The sequence below is a fragment of the Myroides fluvii genome (assembly GCF_009792295.1).
GTDB lineage: Bacteria > Bacteroidota > Bacteroidia > Flavobacteriales > Flavobacteriaceae > Flavobacterium > Flavobacterium fluvii_A.
Genome location: NZ_CP039934.1, coordinates 3,092,968 through 3,111,861 on the forward strand (window position 1 = coordinate 3,092,968; position 18,894 = coordinate 3,111,861).

The 18,894-nt window shown below is 37.8% G+C and carries 14 protein-coding genes; 6 read left to right on the forward strand and 8 right to left on the reverse strand.

The features are described from left to right. Positions 1–5 precede the first annotated feature (5 nt). The 4 genes from FBR08_RS13820 (at position 6) to FBR08_RS13835 (ending at position 4,870) form a co-directional block, all read left to right on the forward strand. Positions 6–1,289, forward strand: a complete 1,284-nt coding sequence (locus FBR08_RS13820) for a hypothetical protein (RefSeq protein ID WP_233266122.1) — start codon at positions 6–8, stop codon at positions 1,287–1,289. A 3-nt stretch (positions 1,290–1,292) separates the two neighbouring features. Continuing rightward, positions 1,293–2,489 (forward strand): alpha/beta hydrolase-fold protein, encoded by a 1,197-nt coding sequence (locus tag FBR08_RS13825; RefSeq protein WP_199268604.1) that lies wholly within the window; start codon positions 1,293–1,295, stop codon positions 2,487–2,489. Beyond that, on the forward strand, positions 2,486–3,511 hold the full coding sequence (locus FBR08_RS13830; RefSeq protein ID WP_158963251.1) for a YncE family protein: 1,026 nt from the start codon (positions 2,486–2,488) through the stop codon (positions 3,509–3,511). Before FBR08_RS13825 ends, FBR08_RS13830 begins: the two co-directional genes overlap by 4 nt. A gap of 156 nt (positions 3,512–3,667) precedes the next feature. After that, entirely contained in the window at positions 3,668–4,870 is a 1,203-nt protein-coding gene (locus FBR08_RS13835) for a hypothetical protein (RefSeq protein WP_158963252.1), read from the forward strand. A 187-nt stretch (positions 4,871–5,057) separates the two neighbouring features. On the opposite strand, the gene FBR08_RS13840 is transcribed toward FBR08_RS13835, so the two are convergent. The 7 genes from FBR08_RS13840 to FBR08_RS13870 form a co-directional block, all read right to left on the reverse strand. Next, a complete protein-coding gene (locus FBR08_RS13840; protein ID WP_158963253.1) occupies positions 5,058–6,953 on the reverse strand; it encodes a DUF349 domain-containing protein in 1,896 nt (631 codons plus the stop codon). Positions 6,954–7,090: 137 nt separating this feature from the next. Then, positions 7,091–7,846, reverse strand: coding sequence for a shikimate dehydrogenase family protein (locus tag FBR08_RS13845; protein ID WP_158963254.1), 756 nt, complete (start codon positions 7,844–7,846; stop codon positions 7,091–7,093). Positions 7,847–7,898: 52 nt separating this feature from the next. Further along, a complete protein-coding gene (locus FBR08_RS13850; RefSeq protein WP_158963255.1) occupies positions 7,899–9,296 on the reverse strand; it encodes a tetratricopeptide repeat protein in 1,398 nt (465 codons plus the stop codon). A 29-nt stretch (positions 9,297–9,325) separates the two neighbouring features. Next, positions 9,326–10,519, reverse strand: a complete 1,194-nt coding sequence (locus tag FBR08_RS13855) for an aspartate aminotransferase family protein (RefSeq protein WP_158963256.1) — start codon at positions 10,517–10,519, stop codon at positions 9,326–9,328. Position 10,520: 1 nt separating this feature from the next. After that, positions 10,521–12,170 (reverse strand): OstA-like protein, encoded by a 1,650-nt coding sequence (locus FBR08_RS13860; protein WP_158963257.1) that lies wholly within the window; start codon positions 12,168–12,170, stop codon positions 10,521–10,523. A 350-nt stretch (positions 12,171–12,520) separates the two neighbouring features. Continuing rightward, positions 12,521–14,335 carry a chloride channel protein gene (locus FBR08_RS13865; protein WP_158963258.1) on the reverse strand — a complete coding sequence of 605 codons (1,815 nt, stop codon included), beginning with the start codon at positions 14,333–14,335 and terminating at the stop codon, positions 12,521–12,523. Positions 14,336–14,405: 70 nt separating this feature from the next. Further along, positions 14,406–15,005 (reverse strand): acyl carrier protein phosphodiesterase, encoded by a 600-nt coding sequence (locus FBR08_RS13870; RefSeq protein WP_158963259.1) that lies wholly within the window; start codon positions 15,003–15,005, stop codon positions 14,406–14,408. Positions 15,006–15,105: 100 nt separating this feature from the next. Here FBR08_RS13870 and glmM point away from each other — a divergent pair, with 100 nt between their 5' ends. After that, positions 15,106–16,494: a phosphoglucosamine mutase gene (glmM, locus tag FBR08_RS13875; RefSeq protein ID WP_158963260.1), complete on the forward strand. Its 1,389-nt coding sequence runs from the start codon at positions 15,106–15,108 to the stop codon at positions 16,492–16,494. Positions 16,495–16,574: 80 nt separating this feature from the next. Here glmM and FBR08_RS13880 read toward each other — a convergent pair whose 3' ends face one another. Continuing rightward, positions 16,575–17,684 carry a peptide-N-glycosidase F-related protein gene (locus tag FBR08_RS13880; protein WP_158963261.1) on the reverse strand — a complete coding sequence of 370 codons (1,110 nt, stop codon included), beginning with the start codon at positions 17,682–17,684 and terminating at the stop codon, positions 16,575–16,577. Between the two features lie 154 nt (positions 17,685–17,838). Between FBR08_RS13880 and FBR08_RS13885 the strand changes: the two genes are divergently transcribed. Beyond that, on the forward strand, positions 17,839–18,888 hold the full coding sequence (locus FBR08_RS13885) for an AI-2E family transporter (RefSeq protein ID WP_158963262.1): 1,050 nt from the start codon (positions 17,839–17,841) through the stop codon (positions 18,886–18,888). Positions 18,889–18,894: the final 6 nt, after the last annotated feature.

Consider the following 18,894-nt stretch of genomic DNA (forward strand, 5'->3'; position numbering starts at 1 on the left):
AAACAATGAAACGAATACTATCCTTGGCTTTTATATTGCCTTTAGTCTTGACAGGATGTTCATCTGATGATAATAAAGGTACTCCTGAGCCTCCTTTTCCACCCCTTGATAAGGAAGCACATTATTTTGTGATGACGTTGGCAGAAGGAAAGGGGCCTGTTAAAAATGGTTTTCTTAAAAGCTATGCTCAACTTCCAGCAGGAACCATTGACAATGCAACAGGAAATACCACGGCTGCAGGTGGAATGGGGGGATATCGCCAGTATGGGGATCGCGTGTATCGTATGTTTGATGATAATAATGCGAGAAGTTTAGGGCAATTCGTCTTCGATGAGAAAGGATTTTACTCAACGAAATCAATAGCTGTTGAACCAAAAATTGCAGGTTCAGGGAATTTTACCTTGACCAATGACAATCAAACAGGATACTATTTTGAAGGAGCTTCCCCTACAGCAATTCAGATTTTTGATCCAATTGCCATGACCAAGAAAGGTCAATTGGGAGATTATACGGCTCAAATTCAAAAATTAGAAACAGACTTACAGTTGAGGGGAGTGAATTTTCGTGCAATAGGACAGCATTTTTTGGCAGTAAATGGAGATAAGCTCTACGCGGATATTACTTTCGGTAAGAATCAAGGGGCTCAAGGTGGAATGTTTGACGGAGTGGCTCCCGATGTTCACCTAGCGGTTATTGACTTAAAAACAGGTGCTTGGATTGCGAATACTGCTGTAGAAAATACAGGTAATATCGCATTCGTAGATGAGAATCCCCTGTATTATTTTGACGAAAATAGAGACTTATACCTAATCACTCAAGGAATCAAAACAGGTGGATTGGGGGATCATTCGAAGATTGCGCGAATTAGAAATGGTGCAAATCAAGTGGATCCATCTTGGGAATTAGATTTTAACACCTTGTTTAGTCAAGTAGCTTCAGGAAAATTCGCAACAATCTTTGTTGAAAAAGGAAAGATTATTACGCTAGTGAATGAAATAACCTTGGCTGACCCTCAGTCGATTAACTTAACGCCTATATGGAAATACGTAGTGATTGACGTTCAGACAAAATCGGTTACACCCATCGCTATTGAAGGAGTAACTTTAGTAGAAACACCAGCCGCAGCATTGGGAGTTTCTAAGATTGACAATAAGCACTTCATCCGCGTGGTAAGTGAAAATAAATTGGGATTTTATGAATTGTCTAGTGATTTCCTGACTGCGAAACCATCAATTGCAATCGGAAAGGGTGGAAAACCGCAGGGATTATTTAAAGTGATTAGAAAGTAAAAAATGAAGCTAAGCGTATTAGTCGTAATGCTAGTAGGAATGATAACCATGAATGTACAGGCTCAAAAAAGATATACAGTAGCAATTCGCCTTCACGTCAAGGAACAAGCCGAGACCAAGGAGGCAATTTATATAACAGGAAATTTCAATCAATGGAATCCCAAAGAGGAACGTTATAAATTAGAACCCAAGGTAGAAACTGGGGAGTATCATATTACATTAAGCGATATTCCGCAAGGGGTATTGGAGTATAAATTCTCCCGTGGTTCTTGGCAAACGTTAGAATGCTCTCCAACGGGACGACTAATGAATGTACATGATGATGTGATTCAACAAGATAAAACCCTTCAAAACACAATTTTTGCTTGGCGTGATGCGTATCCTGCCTCAACAGCACCAGAAGACCTTATTGTATTGGAGAATTTTATCATGCCCGAACTTCATCGAACAAGGACGATTCGCATTTATCTACCTAGGAAGTATAAAACAACTCAAGCAGTATATCCCGTGTGGTATCTACACGATGGACAAGATTTATTTGACGAAGCGAGTTCAGAGGGACGTCTAGGACCTGTAGAATGGGGAATAGATGAAACCATTGAGCGCTTGGGCGATCAGTATATAATTGTAGGAATAGATCACGAATATGAAAAGAATCGAAGAGAAAGTGAATATGCCTTTTTCCCCACGAGTCAAACTCCTATTGCGGAGGGCAAACAGTATTTAGCTTTTATTGTCGATACGCTCAAACCTTATATCGATGCCAATTACCGCACTTTGAAAGACAAGGAAAATACAGGTATTGCAGGGGGATCCTTAGGGGGATTGATTTCTTTGTATGCAGGGTTGACCTATCCAGCAGTATTTGGTAAAGTAGGGGTTTTCTCTCCTTCGCTTTGGCAAGATCAACAACAGCTACAAGCTTATATGGATGGTTTTACATCAGCGCAAATTCAATTGGTACAACAACAGTACTATTTCTTCTATGCTGGTGGAAGAGAAAATCGCAAGATAGGGGAAGGGCAAGTGGTTCACATGGATCAAGATGTTCTAGCGCTCACCCAGCAGTTAAAAAAACGCTTTCAACTGCAACAAAATATAAAAATAGATCCAATGGGTAAACACGGAGCCTGGTATTGGCAACAAGCGTTTTCTTGGATGATAATAGAAAATAATCAATTTAATAGCAAAACACAATGAAATACACCAACCAAATTACTTTAGTAGGAGCCTGCATATTGGCTTTGTCCACAACAGCTGTTGCTCAAACAATTGACAAGAGCCAAGCCGTTGGAAAAGGATTATATGAATTGGCGTACAACAGCGGAGATAACGGAGTATACGTTGCGTCAGTTGTCGATTTTAAAAATAAAGAAGGAATCATTTACAAATTAGATGGCAATACTTTAGCGGTCGAAAAGGAGATTAATGTACAAGGAAATCCTGTATTTGGTATAGCGGTTAATGAAAAGACGCAAAAGTTGTACGGAACCAATACGATTACCAATGCAATGACCGTGGTACATTTAAAAACAGGAGAGGTTAAAGTTATTCCGGGTACGCATGAAAAAGGGCACAATAGAGAAATTGCTATTGATACAAGCACAAATACCATTTACGCCTCAGATACACAGGAAGAAGGGCGAATCTGGATAATCAACGGAGATAAAGATACTTTAGAAGGCTATATCGAAAATACGGGTGTTTTTACTGCAGGTTTAGCTTTCGATACTAAAACAAATAAATTGTATGCTACGAATATGGGCACAAATGAAGTAGCCATCATCGATCCAAAAACAAAAAAAGTAATCAAGAAATTTGCTTCTGGAGGAGAAAGTCCTATTAATGTGGCTATTGATGAAGAAGGACGCCGTTTATTCGTGACAAATTCTTCTACAGGATTGACTATTTTACATGCTGATTCAGGTGAGTTATTAAAAGTAGTGAAGTTCAAAGGGGGATCTTTGGGGGTGAAATATGCGCCAACAGCGAATAAAATCGTATTAGCAAACAGAGAGAGCGGTAAAACTGCGATCGTTGACGGTAAGTCGTATGAGGTTGTGAAGGAATTAGAAACAGGCTCCCATCCTAATACTGTTGCCGTAAATGTAAAAACAGGAACAGTTTACATAACAAATAAAACAAAGCGTATGCCAAAAGAGGACGGAAAAGAACCTCAAGTGGATACCAATGGTGATATTGTGAGTAAAATCCAATTGTAAGTTGAGACGTTAGATTTTAAGTTGTTAAAGAGGCTGCATTTGCAGCCTCTTTTTTTGTGTAAAGAAATCGGAAACAAGTGCAAAAAACACTTAGAAAGCTTTTACATCCAACGGAAGAATCTTACCTTAGTCGTTAGTCGTATTTATGTTTGATCCATGAAGCCCATCTATTACCGTATTCCCTTTTTTAATCTTTTACTCGCAGCTTTATTAGGGCTTTTGTTGAGAGGTGCTTTTGTTTTTCCCATAGAAGGGATGACGTTTTTATATGTCTTACATGGACACTCCCATGTGGCCTTGCTGGGGTGGTTGTATTTATTGGTGTATGTGCTATTGGTGGATCAATTTGCTGTAAAAACACCAGAAGAAGAGCGTTTTTATCGTCGGTTGTATTGGGTGACACAAGGCGCTGTTATTGGAATGGCACTGACTTTTCCTTTTCAAGGGTATGCTGCTCCCTCTATTTTCTTTTCAACCTTGCATATTATTTGCTCCTATCTCTTTGTATACCGCTTAGGACGAAATTACCTTGAGCGAGATAGGCAACAAACGCTTTGGATGAAAACGGCTTTGTTTTTTATGGTATTCTCAACTATTGGCGTTTGGTTTTTAGGCCCTGCTATTGGAATGATGGGGAAGGCTAGTCCCTTTTTTCAACTGTGTATTCAGTTTTTTCTTCATTTTCAATTCGATGGCTGGTTTTTTACCGCCTTTATAGCGTTGCTTTATGCCTATGCTTTTCCAGAACCTCTAAAGCAAAATTCGTTGAATAGTTGGTATGGACTGTGGATTGTTTCTGTTGTATTAACTTATGCATTACCCGTGGGTTGGTTTTCGGAAGCTTCGCTATGGTACTACCTCAATGCAGGGGGCGTATTGTTGCAAGCGATAGCCTTGTATATGCTCATGAAACCGCTACTATTGAGGCATATAAAAGAGCAATCCATAACTTCTATCTGGAAAAATATCCTGTTCTTATTGGCAATCAGTTGTATCGCTATTCGTCTCTTCCTTCAATTACTTACCTTAGCCGAACCGTTAGTGTTAGCACTAAAGGGAGTAAGAGGCTGGGTTGTCGGATTCATTCATTTGAATATGTTGGGTATTTTTACGGCTTTAGGCGTGTGGATTTTAATTCAAACAGGAAAGATCTCCTTGACCTTTTGGACGAAAATAGGATGTGTTTGTCTATGTTTAGGATTTATACTTACAGAGGGGTTACTCGGTATACAAGGTGCTCAACAATTTTTAAGGGTATCCTGGCTTGATGCTTATAGCATACTGCAGTTGTTGTTTTGGTTTTCTGTTTTTTTACCCGTAAGTGTCGTTTGTTTTTTGATGAACCGTAAATGGAATTAGAAAGAAGAGAAGGTAGTTTTTTCCTCTGTAATGAACATTTCACCACCCAACACAAACAAAAAAGGGGCTGTCTAAAAAGAAAGAAGAGTCGTTTGAGAATTGAATATTTGAAGTTCTTTTTGTGAGAGTTTAGGAGTAAAAATAATAAAAAAAGAAAGAGGGAATCTTTTAGGATCCCCTCTTTGTATTATGCATTGAGACTTCTAATTTGTTGTAGTTTATCTTGCCAAATTTTCAACTCATCTCTGTATTTTTCAATGTTTTTATTCACTTCTTTAACGAGTGGATTGTCTTTTGTGGCATTAGTAACATACGCTAAGTTGTTTTCTAATTGTAAAATTCCACTTGAAATCTCCTCAATCTTACGTTGGATGAAGATAGCCTCTTGTTGTAATTTTCGCTTGTCATTTGATTCTAATAAATCATCCAACTTAGTAGAGAATTTCATTGCTTCAGTTTCTCTTTTACTCAAGCTAAGTTTATCGAATAATACATCCAAGATTTTATTGAATTTTCCTTCAATAAAGCGTTTATTGTGTGGTACATTTCCAAGGCTTTTCCACGTATTAATTTTTTCCTTGATTGCTTCTAAATCCGCTTTGTGTTCTCCAACCAAAGTGAATGATTTTAACTCTTCTAAGAATTCTTTTTTCTTGTTGTAGTTTTCATTGCCTTCTTGGTTTTCGCTATTTCGAACGGTATGTAAACGATCGAAGTAGTAGTTACAAGCATCTTTAAAATCTTTCCACAATTGATCAGAATACTTTCTTGGTACATGGCCAATTTTTTTCCAATCCTCTTGGATTTGCTTCATGATAGGAGTTATCTTATCGAAATCCTCACTATCCTTGTACTTAAGAGCTTTCTCGATAAGAGCGAGCTTGTCGTTATAATTTTTCTGCTGAACCTTTTTCAGATCCTTGTAAAATCTATTTTTGTTGGCATTGAAGTTTCGCGTTGCCAATTTAAATAAGCCCCACACTTCTTCATTATTCTCTTGGGGTACTTTTCCAATAGAAAAGAAGTGATTGCGAAGTTCTTCTACTTTTTTAATTTCTTTTTGCCATTGGCTATGCGAAGTAATTTCTTGTCTAGACAAGATGTCGATTTGACTAATTACTTGTACTTTTAAGCCTAAATTCTCTTTTTCACCTTCGCGTAAATTTTCGAATAACAATTCGCGTTTATCGTGGAGTTGCTTGGTTAATTCACTGAATTTCTCCCAGATTTCCTCTCGTATTTCACGATCTACAGGGCCAATTTCTTCTCTCCAAATACGGTGTAAGGTTTGAAGTTCTCTAAAGGCCTTGATAACATCATCTTCGTGCAGTAATTCTTGGGCGCGGGTAATTATCTTTTGCTTTTGATCTAAATTGTGTTTAAAATCTAAATCTCTTGATTCTCTATCTAAGTGTAGTTGATCGTAAAAGCGCTCGATGTGAAAGTGATAGTTATTCCAAACGTGGTTGTATTTGTCCTTTGGAATAGCTCCTGCATTTTTCCACTCGTCTCTTAGATCCCCTAATAATTTAAGTGCATCCGCTTTATTTTCACTTGTGTCTACAAGATCTTTGATACGATCAATGATGTTGATGCGTTTGTTTAGATTTGCAGTTAAGTTGTTTTGTAATTCCTTGAAGTAAGCATTTTTCTTTGCTTTAAAATCATTGTAAAAAGAATCAAAAGTTGCCTTTAACGGAAGATTATAGTCAAAGTCACCTGGGTTGGCATCGGGATTCTCTTCTAAGAAGGCTTCTCTTTTTTCGTCTATTAAATCGCTGTACTTTCTGTAGAATTCTTTTTTAATATCTTCTACAATATCCTTAATCGTTGTGATTTTATAGCTTTGAGTAAGCTTTTGCAACTCAGTAGTGAGTTGTTCCATATCCAGCTTTTCATAGTCAAGGATTGTGATGTCATTTTTTTCATGGACATCATTGTCTTCACCTTCTTCGGCATTTGATGCAGTAATGGAATCTAGAGCTTTTTCTCTTTCAGCAAGATCTGCAGAATTAGGCGTAGTTGATTCCGGATTTTGTCCATCTGCTAGCTCGTGCAGGTTTTCATTCTTTTGTTCTAACATAGGTAAAAAAATCTTATAATTAACAACAATAATCCTCGCTAAGGATATTTCTAATATTCTCAAATTTAGTAAAAAATATCTAAAGTAAAAGGAAATGGCAGGATTAATACGCAATAAATAATCTTGTTTTCACCCTTTTAGTCTTGCTGAAATCGCTTAGACCATATTTTGTATGCCTTTTCGGCTTGTAGAACTAACATTTCATGTCCATTTTTGATGGTTGCACCTTGTTGTTCAGCTAAATGTAGAAAAGTCGTTTTCTCTGGATTGTAAATTAAGTCATACACCAAATGTTCAGCAGTTAAGTCATGGTAGGGGATAGCTGGTTTTTCAGCTACGTTTGGATATGTGCCTAGGGGAGTTGTGTTGATGATCAGGGTGTATTGCTTTATTATTTCAGAAGTCAATTCCTCATAGGTAAATTCATTATCTTGTTTGGTTCGACTGACAAATTTATACGATAGCCCCAATTTACTTAAGGCATATTCAATCGCTTTACTTGCCCCTCCTGTACCTAAAATTAAAGCCTGGGTATGGTGTTTTTTTACCAACGGCTTAAGGGAGTGATAAAAGCCATACCAATCTGTATTGTATCCTTTGAGCTTGTTTTTTTTCGTAATTCGAATCGTGTTTACCGCGCCAATAGCGATCGCTTTTTTAGATAAGCTATCTAAATAGGGGATAATTGCCTGTTTGTAGGGAATGGTAACATTGAGTCCCTTTAGGTTGTCAAAGCGCTCTAAAACGTCGTTAAACTCGCTAATTTTCGCCAAGTCAAAGTTGCTATAATCGCTATCCGTGAGATGCAATTGTTTGAATTTATCTGTAAAGTAATTTTTTGAAAAGGAATAAGCGATATCTTTTCCAATTAATCCGTATTGTTTCTTGATCATAGCATGGATATTAAAATGAAACAGCTATTCAATGGAATGAATAGCTATTTGCTTATGAGGGGTGATTCTTTATGGCTTGTTGTAAGATGGGATTCTCCCATTGTGCGGGGAATAAGGACGCAATGATAGACACTTTGTCAAAATCCGCAGCAAATCCTTTTTCCAACCAAACTAGCGCTTCTTCGCTTTGATGAGAAGCCAAGTGATACACGGCTAAACGATAGTAAATCTCCACGGCATGAGGATGTGTTTCTTCGATTTGCAACAATTTATCTATGGCGCTGTCATATTCTTCTAATAGATAGAGTATATCAGCCCAATCCATCCAGTAATCCAGGATGTATTCTCCTAGTTCCGTGGCTTTTCGATAACCAACTTCAGCTTCTTTAAACTGCAGTAAATTGCGGTTTAACACGGCATATCTAATCCAGTATCTTTCGTTTAGCTCATCAATATTAATGGCTTTTTGAAGCGTAACCAAGGCTTTGTCAAATTGACTTTCTTTGATGTATATATCCGTTAAGGCAATCCATCCTTTGTCCAACATAGGGTCTTCGTGTACCGTTTTTTTGTAGTACTGAATAGCTAATGGGAAGTTGTTTAACGCTTCATAGCAAATGCCAATACGCAACAATACATAAGAAGAAGGAGCGTCTAACTCAAGCGTAATCATGTAATTATCAATTGCTTCCTGGTATTGGTTTAGCTTTTCTAATGATTTTCCTTTTTCTAGATATGCACCTAAGAATTGCTCGTCAATTAACGTGGCATAGTTAAAGGCCCAAACGGCTTTTTCGTAATTCTTTTGTGCGTAATATTGTCTTCCCAATTGATGCCATGCAATCTCACTATAGGGATTCTTATCAATAAAGGAATTCAAATAGGTAATAGCCTCTTCATTTTCATTTAAGAAATCAAAGCAATAGATGATGTTGTAAAGAGTAGATTGATCTTCGTCGTCGTTTTCTAAACACTGAATAAAGCTTTGTTTAGCCTTTTCGATTTCGTCAATAAACAAAAATTCCATACCTAAAAGCGAATAGATATCTGCTAAATCTTCTGTGATGGTCAACGCTTTTTCTAGGGCTTTGATGGCCTCTATGTGGTTGCCTTTCTTGGAGCAAATACTCGCTCGGTGAATGTAAACTTCGTCGTTGTGAGGTTCTACATGTTCTATTTCGTCAAGCAGTCGATCGGCTGCTTCTAATTTATTTTGAAAAATTAATATTTCTACTTCCACAAGCTTTAAGCCAATAGAGGTAGGGTGTTGGTCCAAAGCTAATTTTAGTGCTTTTTTGGCCAAGTTAATCTTACCTGAATCCAGGTAATGAAGTATGATATTCTCAAACTCTTCCGAATCAAAAAACAAGATCTTATTTGTCTTGAGCATTGACTCAAAACGAGCTAGTGATAAGTTGTTTTCTTCTTCTTCGTTTTTATTGAAATCCATTGCCTTTTATTAGTGCGTTAATGAAAAAGTTATAAGCCTAACTCTTTTTGAACCTCATCTAAAGCTTCTAGAATCATCGCACATCCTTCTTTTATTTCCGTTTCGCTAACGGTTAACGGTGGGGTGATGCGAATTGCTTTTCCTTCGAAAAGGAGCCAGAACAAAATTAGTCCTTTTTCTTGACATTTTAAGATTACGCGGTTGGTAATCTCACTGCTCAATGTCATGGGAGCAATCATTAATCCTCTTCCTCTAATTTCTGTAATCAATGGGTGAACAAGTAGGCTTCTAAATAGTTTTTCTTTTTCCAATGTTTGTTTCATCAGGTCTGTTTCTACGAGTTCTTTTAGCGTAGCTAAACTCGCAGCAGCAATTACAGGATGTCCTCCAAAGGTTGTGATATGGCCAAATTTGGGATTGTCGTAGAGTAAGTCCATGTGTGCATCACTAGCAGTGAAGGCTCCGCAGGGCATTCCTCCAGCCATCCCTTTCCCCATGACAATTACGTCGGGAACAACATCGTAGTTCTGGAAGCCAAATAGTGTTCCTGTACGACCAAATCCCGGTTGAATTTCATCGACAATCATCAAAGCACCTACTTCGTCACATCGCTTTCTCACTTTCGTTAAGAAACCGTCAAAGGGCTCAACAAATCCAGCTCCTCCTTGTATCGTTTCTAAAATGATTCCCGCTGTGCGTGTTGTGATTTTATCTAAATCTTCTACGCTGTTGAAATGAATGAAATCTACATCGGGTAGGAGCGGGCGGAAGGCTCTTTTGCGATCCTCAAATCCCATAACGCTCATTGATCCCATCGTGTTTCCGTGATAGGCGTTGAAGCACGAAATTAATTGACTTCTTCCTGTTACGCGTTTGGCTAATTTTAATGCTCCTTCAGTAGCCTCTGTTCCAGAGTTGACCAAATAAGTTTTAGTTAAAGGTGCAGGAATATTTTCTGCTAAAATCTTACAAAATTCTACCGCAGGATCTTGAATGTATTCTCCGTAAACCATGACGTGTGAATACTTGTCTAACTGATCTTTAATCGCGTTGTTGACTTTTGGGTGTTGATGCCCCAATGTACATGCAGAAACCCCTGCTACGAAATCTAAATAGGCTTTTCCGTTTTTGTCGTATATGTAGGATCCTTTGGCGTGGGAAATTTCCATCGCTAAAGGATTAGGTGAGGTTTGTGCTTGATATTTAAAAAAATCTTCTTTCATTTTATTTAGAGGCTTTTTTCTCTTTTGTTGATTGAGGCTCAATCACTGGATTTAAAGTTTCCTTTTGAATCTCCATTGGGTCTTCTGCCTCTTTTTGTTTCTGTTCTCGTTCTTCTTTTTTGTCTGCTTCATCCTGAATTTCCTCATCGCTGAAGATTTCCGCTAGGGAATTAATCTTTTCATCCCCCCGCCAAAGGAAATCTTTGAGGTATCGCGCATTCTCTGGTAGCATACTATCAGGGTAAAGCTGACTCTCTGGTGCAACAAATAGCGTTACACTGCTAATCTCATTGTCGCTAAAACCGACGTTGATATGGCTGCAAATTCCTTTGTCTATCCCAATAAATTCATTTTTCTCATTGTAGGCATAATAAATCATCTCCGCATTCTTGATTAAATCAAGTTCGCTGAGCTTGTTGTCTACGAATTTTCCATAGAGATTCACTCCCTTTACTTGGTTGTATCCCGTTCCTATGGTGTCTTTTTCAATGATAAATGCATTGTTGAGTACCTTGAGTGAATCCATCTGATTCGTTTGTAAGTTACTGATCAAGTGCATGATGTCTCCTGTTACTTGACTATCGCCATTCCATAAAACAGGACGTCGAATCATTTGCGTTAAGCCAAGTTTTTCACTCCAGTGAATGGAATCCGCCTTACCGCTCATGCTATCTCGAAAGATGCGGGCGTCGTGAAAACCGCGAATTACACGATCTTTTTCAGGACCAGTAAGTACAATGCGCTTGGCGTGAAAATAGACCGAATCTCCTTCTTCTGTCAGCATGCTAACTAAGGCCTTTTGCGTAACAAACATCGAGTCTTTTAATTTGTAAAGCTCGGCATAATGTCCCGTTATTTTTGATTTGTTGATCGTATCAGTAATGCGGACGTGATTTGTAGCAGAGGCAAATTCATTGCGCTTGTTGTAATAAATCGAATCGCCTTCGATCTTCCGTTGATCATACCATATATAAGAATTCTTGACCATTTTACCCAAGTCGCGCTTGACGTCGTAATAGCCATTCTCCGTATAGATATAATCGTCTTTGTTGGTAATCGTTGACGGACCAAATACATAGGCATGCTCAGGCACCTCGTAAAAGTCCAAGTGATTGGACTTAACAATTGTTCCCTGCGTGGTTGTGATGGTAACTGCCGTGAAAAACTGAAATTTCTTCTCCGTTAACAAGTATTTTCCCGATTTACTCTTCAATATATTCCCTTTGTTTACAATAGTTCCAGGGGTATTGTAGTAAATCAAATTTTCGTTGCGGTTAAAACGAAGTGTATCTGTTTCAAGTGTTGAATCTGGAGAACGTACAATGACATCTCCTTCTGCATAAGCAAAACCATTAATGGCATTGTATTCAGCGTATTTACTGTCTAAAAACAACGTATCCCCTTGATTCATTCTCACATCACCCAAAAGTTTGATGTAATTCTCTTTCTCAAAGTAATAGGCTTTGTTGCAATTGAGTATAATTCCGTTGTGCTCAGCGGTGATATTTCCCCTTAACAAGGTCGCATCGGGTAATTCAGCCTGATTGCGATCGGATAGATCCGCATGGTGAATGATAATCTTGTTCTTATCTTGACTAAAACTAGGAATGCTAATTAACGTAAATAGGATAAAGAAGTATACTGTTCTCAAGTCTATATTTTTTTTCAAATTTAAACAAAATATGCGAAGTTTAATTTGAGTTGGGAATAATTTAATTCGCTGTGGATTGGCACTTACTTGATCGTTCAAGATGAGGGAGAAGGCTTTTTGTTTCTTGTTTGGGTTAAAAGGAGTGACGCTTTTTCTTTCGGCCTATGAATTTGTGCTTAGAAAAAATAGTTGTCAAGAGTTTTTAGAGGATGGCAGGGAGGCAGAAGGGTAAAGGCGGAGGCAGTACACTTTCAATAGGAATAGGGCGCATGAAAAAGAGCACATGACAGGATGAATGCTCTTCAATGAGAAAAATCGATTCATACCCCATTATCATCTAACCCCGTCAACTAATTGATCGAAAGCGACTTTAAGTTATTGCGATAAGCTTCTAACATATCGGCCTTTAAGATATACCCAAAATAGGCTTTGTCTTTTTGTACCAGTAAGAAGTCGGATTTTTTCAGGTCAAAGCGATTGATAATGTGTTTGGTGCTATCGTCATAAGAAACGGTGATGGGTTGTTCAATTAAATCAGTAATTGGGGTGAATTTAGTTTGGAAGGTACTAAAGACAATAGGACGCACATGATTGAGGTTAATCACGCCAACGAGCGTTTGATTTTCGTCTACAACTGGAATAAACTCCTGTTGCGTTTGAGTAAAAATGGTTACGGCATCTTGTGTTGTTTGTGTCGATTTTAATAGGTGAATATCATTGCGAATAAAATCGTGTGCATTGATGGTCGAAAGGATGTTAGCATCTTTATCGGAAGTGAAAACCATACCTGTTTCGGCGATCGATTTAATATCCATCGAGTATTTTTCCATGTGTTTGGCAATAGCAAAACTGATGGATGACACAATTAAAAGCGGAACCATTAAACCATATCCTCCTGTAATTTCTGCAATCAAGAAGATACCAGTTAAAGGTGCGTGAAACAAACCACTGATGACTCCTGCCATACCAACGACAGTAAAATTGTGAATCGGTATCTCTTTTACTCCTAAGAGGGACAAGAATTTAGCGACTGTAAACCCGAGGTAAGAGCCAACAAATAGAGACGGGGCAAAGTTTCCTCCGTTTCCTCCACTTCCCATAGTTAATCCAGCAGCAAAGGTTTTAACTAAGGCCGCACCAGCTACAAAGAGAAGAAGAACCCATTCATTGGTAGAGAAATTTTTGAGTAAGGTATTATGGAGAATCGTTTCCGGATTATCTCCTGCAAGTATTTTGATGCTTTCATATCCCTCTCCAAAGAGCGTAGGAAAGAGGAAAATTAAAACCGCTAACATCGTTGCGCCAATAAGGGCTTTTTTGTAGGCGTGATTGGTAAATTTGGAAATATAAGCTTCCGTTTTTCGAAACATACGCGCATGGTAAACGCAGAATAATCCTGCAAGAATACCCAAAATAATGTAGTAACCCGTATTAAACGTATCAAATACTAACTGTTTCTTAAAGGAAAGTAAGATATCTTCTTTGATAATTAGATCTGTAACAATAGTTCCCGTTGCTGAGGCAATCATAATGGGAATAAATGCCGAAACCGCAATATCAGCCAGCACAATTTCAATGGCAAAAAGTACACCAGCAATAGGAGCATTAAAAGCCGCAGAAATACCAGCAGCCACTCCACATCCTAGCAGTAGAATTCGATCTTTATAACTCAGTTTGTAATTTTGTGCAAAGTTTGATCCGAAAGCAGCTCCTGTAATGGCGATTGGCGACTCTAATCCCAATGATCCTCCCATGCCTACGGTTAGGGAGCTCGTGACAATCTGGGCGTACATTTGCTTTTTAGGCATGACTCCCGAACGCTTTGCTACAGCAATCATAATCTGATAGGTTCCTTTCTCAATACTGCCATTTAAGAATTTTCGCACAACAAATACCGTGAGCAAAATACCAATAATGGGCAAAATACTATTGGTGTAAGGCAAATGAGAGATATTGTCAATATAGGTAGCAAACTTGAATACAGCGTGAGCAAATGATTTTAGAATAGTCACGGCTATCGCACTAGAAGCACCTACTAAGACACAGGATAAATATAAAAATTGGCGATCCGAAAGAATCGATTTTAAAAAAAATAAAATCCCTTCTGCATACCGAAAGGTTTGCTTGCCGTAGAAGACAATACGTTTTTTATTCCAAATTTTCATCTTGCAAAAATAGCCTAAATAGTCGATAAAAGCGATGCGGGTAGCAATATTTTTTTAGGCTAAAAATAGTTTAAATACTCGTGAAACGCGGCGTTTTTTGAACGAATGCAACGTATTCTTCTAATTCTTTGAAAAAATGAGTAAAATCGCGTTCTAGTACTTCGTAATGTTCTGCCAACTCCCGTGTAGCTTGAGTCATTTTGGAAATGCCTTTTGTTCTGCGATCCATTTGTTGGAGAATATAACCCAATCCTTCTATTGTTTCATAACAAGTAAACCAGTTTTCTCGAATCATAATGGATAAGAAGTTCTGAATTTTAGTAGGGAGCATATCAAAATTGACTTGTAGGGTATCGTAAAAATTTGCAGCATAGGTAGCTAAGGGAATCTCGTGATAGGCAGCCCAGTTCTTGGCGAGAAAATGATCGTAATACAGATCAATAATTACAGCAGCATAGTGGTTGTACACAGGAACCAATAACTTTTTATCTTTGCGCCAAATAGGGTGAGCATCTGTATAGGTGTCAATTTCTCGATGCAAGAGAATGCCGTGTTGAATACCTTTGGAAAATTCGAGATACTGCTTACCGCGAACGCTGTCTGCTATAAAATTTCCAATAGCTTTCTGCTCGTCTTGACCCGATAAATACACATGTGCTAAAAAATTCATTTTATTACTTTAAAACCAAATTTACAATTTTAGCTTAGTATTTGAAAGTATAAGCGATTGAATTGTTTTATATTTGTTGGTAAGAAAAAAAATTAAAGATATGACACTGATAAAATCAATTTCAGGAATACGAGGAACAATAGGAGGAAAGGTAGGCTTTAATTTAACGCCTATTGACGCAGTTAAATTTGCTTCTGCTTACGGAACATTTTTAAAAAACAACAGCAGTAAAGAACAATTAAAAGTTGTTATTGGTCGTGATGCTCGTTTATCTGGGCCGATGATTCACAATTTAGTGATGCAAACCTTAGTGGGATTGGGAATTGACGTGATTGATTTAGGCTTGTCTACAACGCCAACAGTTGAAGTGGCTGTGCCTATGGAAGGTGCGGATGGTGGAATTATTCTAACAGCTTCTCACAATCCGAAACAGTGGAATGCTTTAAAGTTATTAAATGATAAAGGAGAGTTCTTAAGTGGGGCTGAAGGTGAAATCATTTTGGACATTGCCGACCAAGATGCTTATGTTTTTGCAGAAGTAGATCGTTTAGGTAACATTACAGAAAGAAAGGATTACATGGATATTCACATCGAAGAAATTTTGAAATTGAAATTAGTCGATGTGGAGGCAATTAAAAAGCGCAAATTCAAAGTTGTCGTGGATGGCGTTAATTCTTCTGGGGGGATTATTATTCCTGCTTTATTGAGAAAATTAGGTGTGGATGTGGTAGAGTTATACTGTGATCCTACGGGACATTTTCCACACAACCCAGAGCCATTAAAAGAACATTTACAAGATATCTGTGAATTAGTGAAAAAAGAACAGGCTGATTTTGGTATTGTGGTTGATCCGGATGTAGATCGTTTGGCATTTATCTCGAATGATGGGGAAATGTTTGGCGAAGAATATACCTTGGTCGCTGTGGCAGATTACGTTTTGAGTAAAACACCTGGAAATACCGTTTCGAATTTATCTTCTTCACGTGCCTTAAGAGACGTGACAATCAATAGAGGAGGAAACTATCAAGCGGCAGCGGTAGGAGAGGTAAATGTTGTGGAGTTAATGAAAGCGACAAATGCTATCATTGGCGGTGAAGGAAATGGGGGGATTATCTATCCTGAGATTCACTACGGACGCGATGCCTTGGTTGGGGTAGCTTTATTCTTGACGCATTTGGCTAATCAAACACTAACGGTGGCTGAATTAAGAGCAACGTATCCTCAGTACTTTATGAGTAAAAATAAAATCGAATTGACACCGAAGTTGAATGTCGATATGATTTTAGAATTAATCGCTGAAAATTATAAAAATCAAGAAGTTAGCACAATCGATGGAGTGAAAATTGACTTTCCAACGAGTTGGGTGCACTTGAGAAAATCAAATACAGAACCGATTATCCGTATTTATACAGAAGCACCATCCCAAGTGGAAGCAGATGATTTAGCAGCTCGTATGATGGAAGAATTACGCGTAATTGCGGGAATTTAATTCGAAAAAAGCATATTAATTAAATACAATATAAGCATAAAAAAAGCGAAAGAATTTTCTTTCGCTTTTTTTATATTTATCTAATTCACTAAAGCTGCTGTTATAGGTGTATTACTATGGATGACTATGAAGGTAGAAATCGCATAATACGCTTTCTTTTCAGGGTTGTTCGCTGTCCAAGGTTCTAGCTTATAGTTGAAATTCAATGTTTTGTTTTTCAAATCACCTGCTAGGTTGTTGATATATGGAGGAACGACCATCCCTGGACACCAGCCAGCGCGATCGGGTTTCCAGTTTCCTGGCGCTTGGTTGTTGATTGGATTGTTGGCACAGCCAATCGGTCCCATATAGTGCTCAAAAGTGTTAGCACCATCCAATTGTATATGGTGTGTTCGGTAGCACCATTCCGCACATGCTCTACCACCAGCATCATTTGGCGTAGCATGTCCCCATCCTGAAATAGTCGTTCTGAAATAGGCTAATTCGGTATTGGCTGGTAGTTTTATACTTCTTGCTAAATCTGTCGTTTGTGCTGTTCCATAAGGAACTCCATCAATAGACGATTGATTGTATTGAAATAAAGGGGTTACTGCAGAGTATTTAAACGCTTTTTCTCCATAAATATAATCAAAATCAACGCTGTATACACGTCCTTTTTCCAACCACGTTTCCGTGTATATTTTTAATTCTACATCGCCTGTTAATAGCGATTTGAAATCCGTTACGTCAAATTCCCATCCTCTTGGCAGTTTCTCAGAACCTACCCAATATGGAGTGATAAAACGCCCAATTTCATACCATTCATTCGTTTTTTTGTTCTTTACATAGACGTTCGCAAAGCGATCCCATTCATCACATTCTTTATTTTGACATGGGTTTTGTACGTACATTTTAATCGTTTGTACTTTTTCAATATCGGTAGGAAGGGTAAAGGTTCCTTCCACACTTTGAGATAGGCCTCCGCCAAATCCTACTTTGACATCTTTAAAAGTGGTGTAGTTGAACGTTCCTGTTTTTGCAGGTTCATCTCCATCTCCATTACCCTCACCGTCGCCATCACCATCACCATCACCTTTACCTGGTTCTGTCTTTGGCTTTTCTTTTTCAGGCGAAGAATTATCTGAGGAACAAGCCGTTCCTAATAGTAAGCTACATGCTAGAAAGCTAAGTAATAAAATTTTTTTGCTCATTGTTTTTTATCAAATGTTATAGAAATGTGAAATTAGTTAAATAAAACAAAAAAACAAGTGTCGGTATAAAATATATGGTGTATTTAAATGAAGTGGTCTATTTGTTACTTGTTATTTTAATACCTTTAAAACATAAAATTTTAATGATTTTTATATGACCTCACAACCTAAACCGTTAATTCCTACTTCTATCTTGATACAACTAGGATTCCTCGTTTTAATTCTATCTGTCTTCTATTTGTTAGCAAGTAATCTTGTCTTTTTCCTTCCTGGTTTTTTAGGGGCTTTATGTTTATTTGTCTTGCTGTTAACACCCTATCGATGGATGACACAAAAAAAAGGATGGAATAAAAATGCAGCGATTGTAAGTTTAATGTTAGGCAGTAGTCTTTTGGTTCTTGCTCCTTTGTATTTGTTAATTCAAACACTTACCCAAAAAGTTTTAGTGGTATTACAAGATAAAGATAAGATTCAAGCCGGGATAGAATCGACAGTGCGCAGTTTACGAGAGAATTACAACATTGATATTTTTAATGAAAATACGATCAGCAAAGCAACAGAATTGGGTACACAAGCTTTTCAGGCGATTGTCAATACGTCGGTAAATAGCATAGTGGAAATTGGAGTTGCCTATTTGATGTTGTATTTTTTGTTGAAAGAATATCAGCAAATTCAAGCTTGGCTTACGCGTTATTTGCCCATGCAAGTAAGCAATATGGATGAATTGAAAGTAGATATGAAGCGCTTGGTTGTTTCTAATAGTGTGGGCGTACCATTAACGGCATTTATCCAGGGTATTGTCGCTTTTATTGGGTATTTGATTTTCGGGGTAGATGATGCTTTTGTCTTTTTTATTCTTACAGCATTTGCCTCTTTGTTGCCCGTTGTTGGAGCAGCAGTTATTTATATTCCCTTGGTGGTCATGATGTTGGCTAATGGTCAACAAGGAAATGCAATAGGCTTACTCATTTATTGTTTAGTTGTAGTGGGAACCTCCGATAATCTAATTCGATTTTTACTGCAAAAGAAAATGGCAGACGTCCATCCTTTAATTACTATTTTTGGAGTTATCGTAGGGGTGAATGTCTTTGGGTTTATCGGAATTATATTCGGACCTATTTTATTTTCTCTTTTTATGTGGTTGGTTAAAATCTATTACAGAGAGTTTGTAGAGGCAAATAAGTCTAAAATTATTGAAAAGTAGCAATTC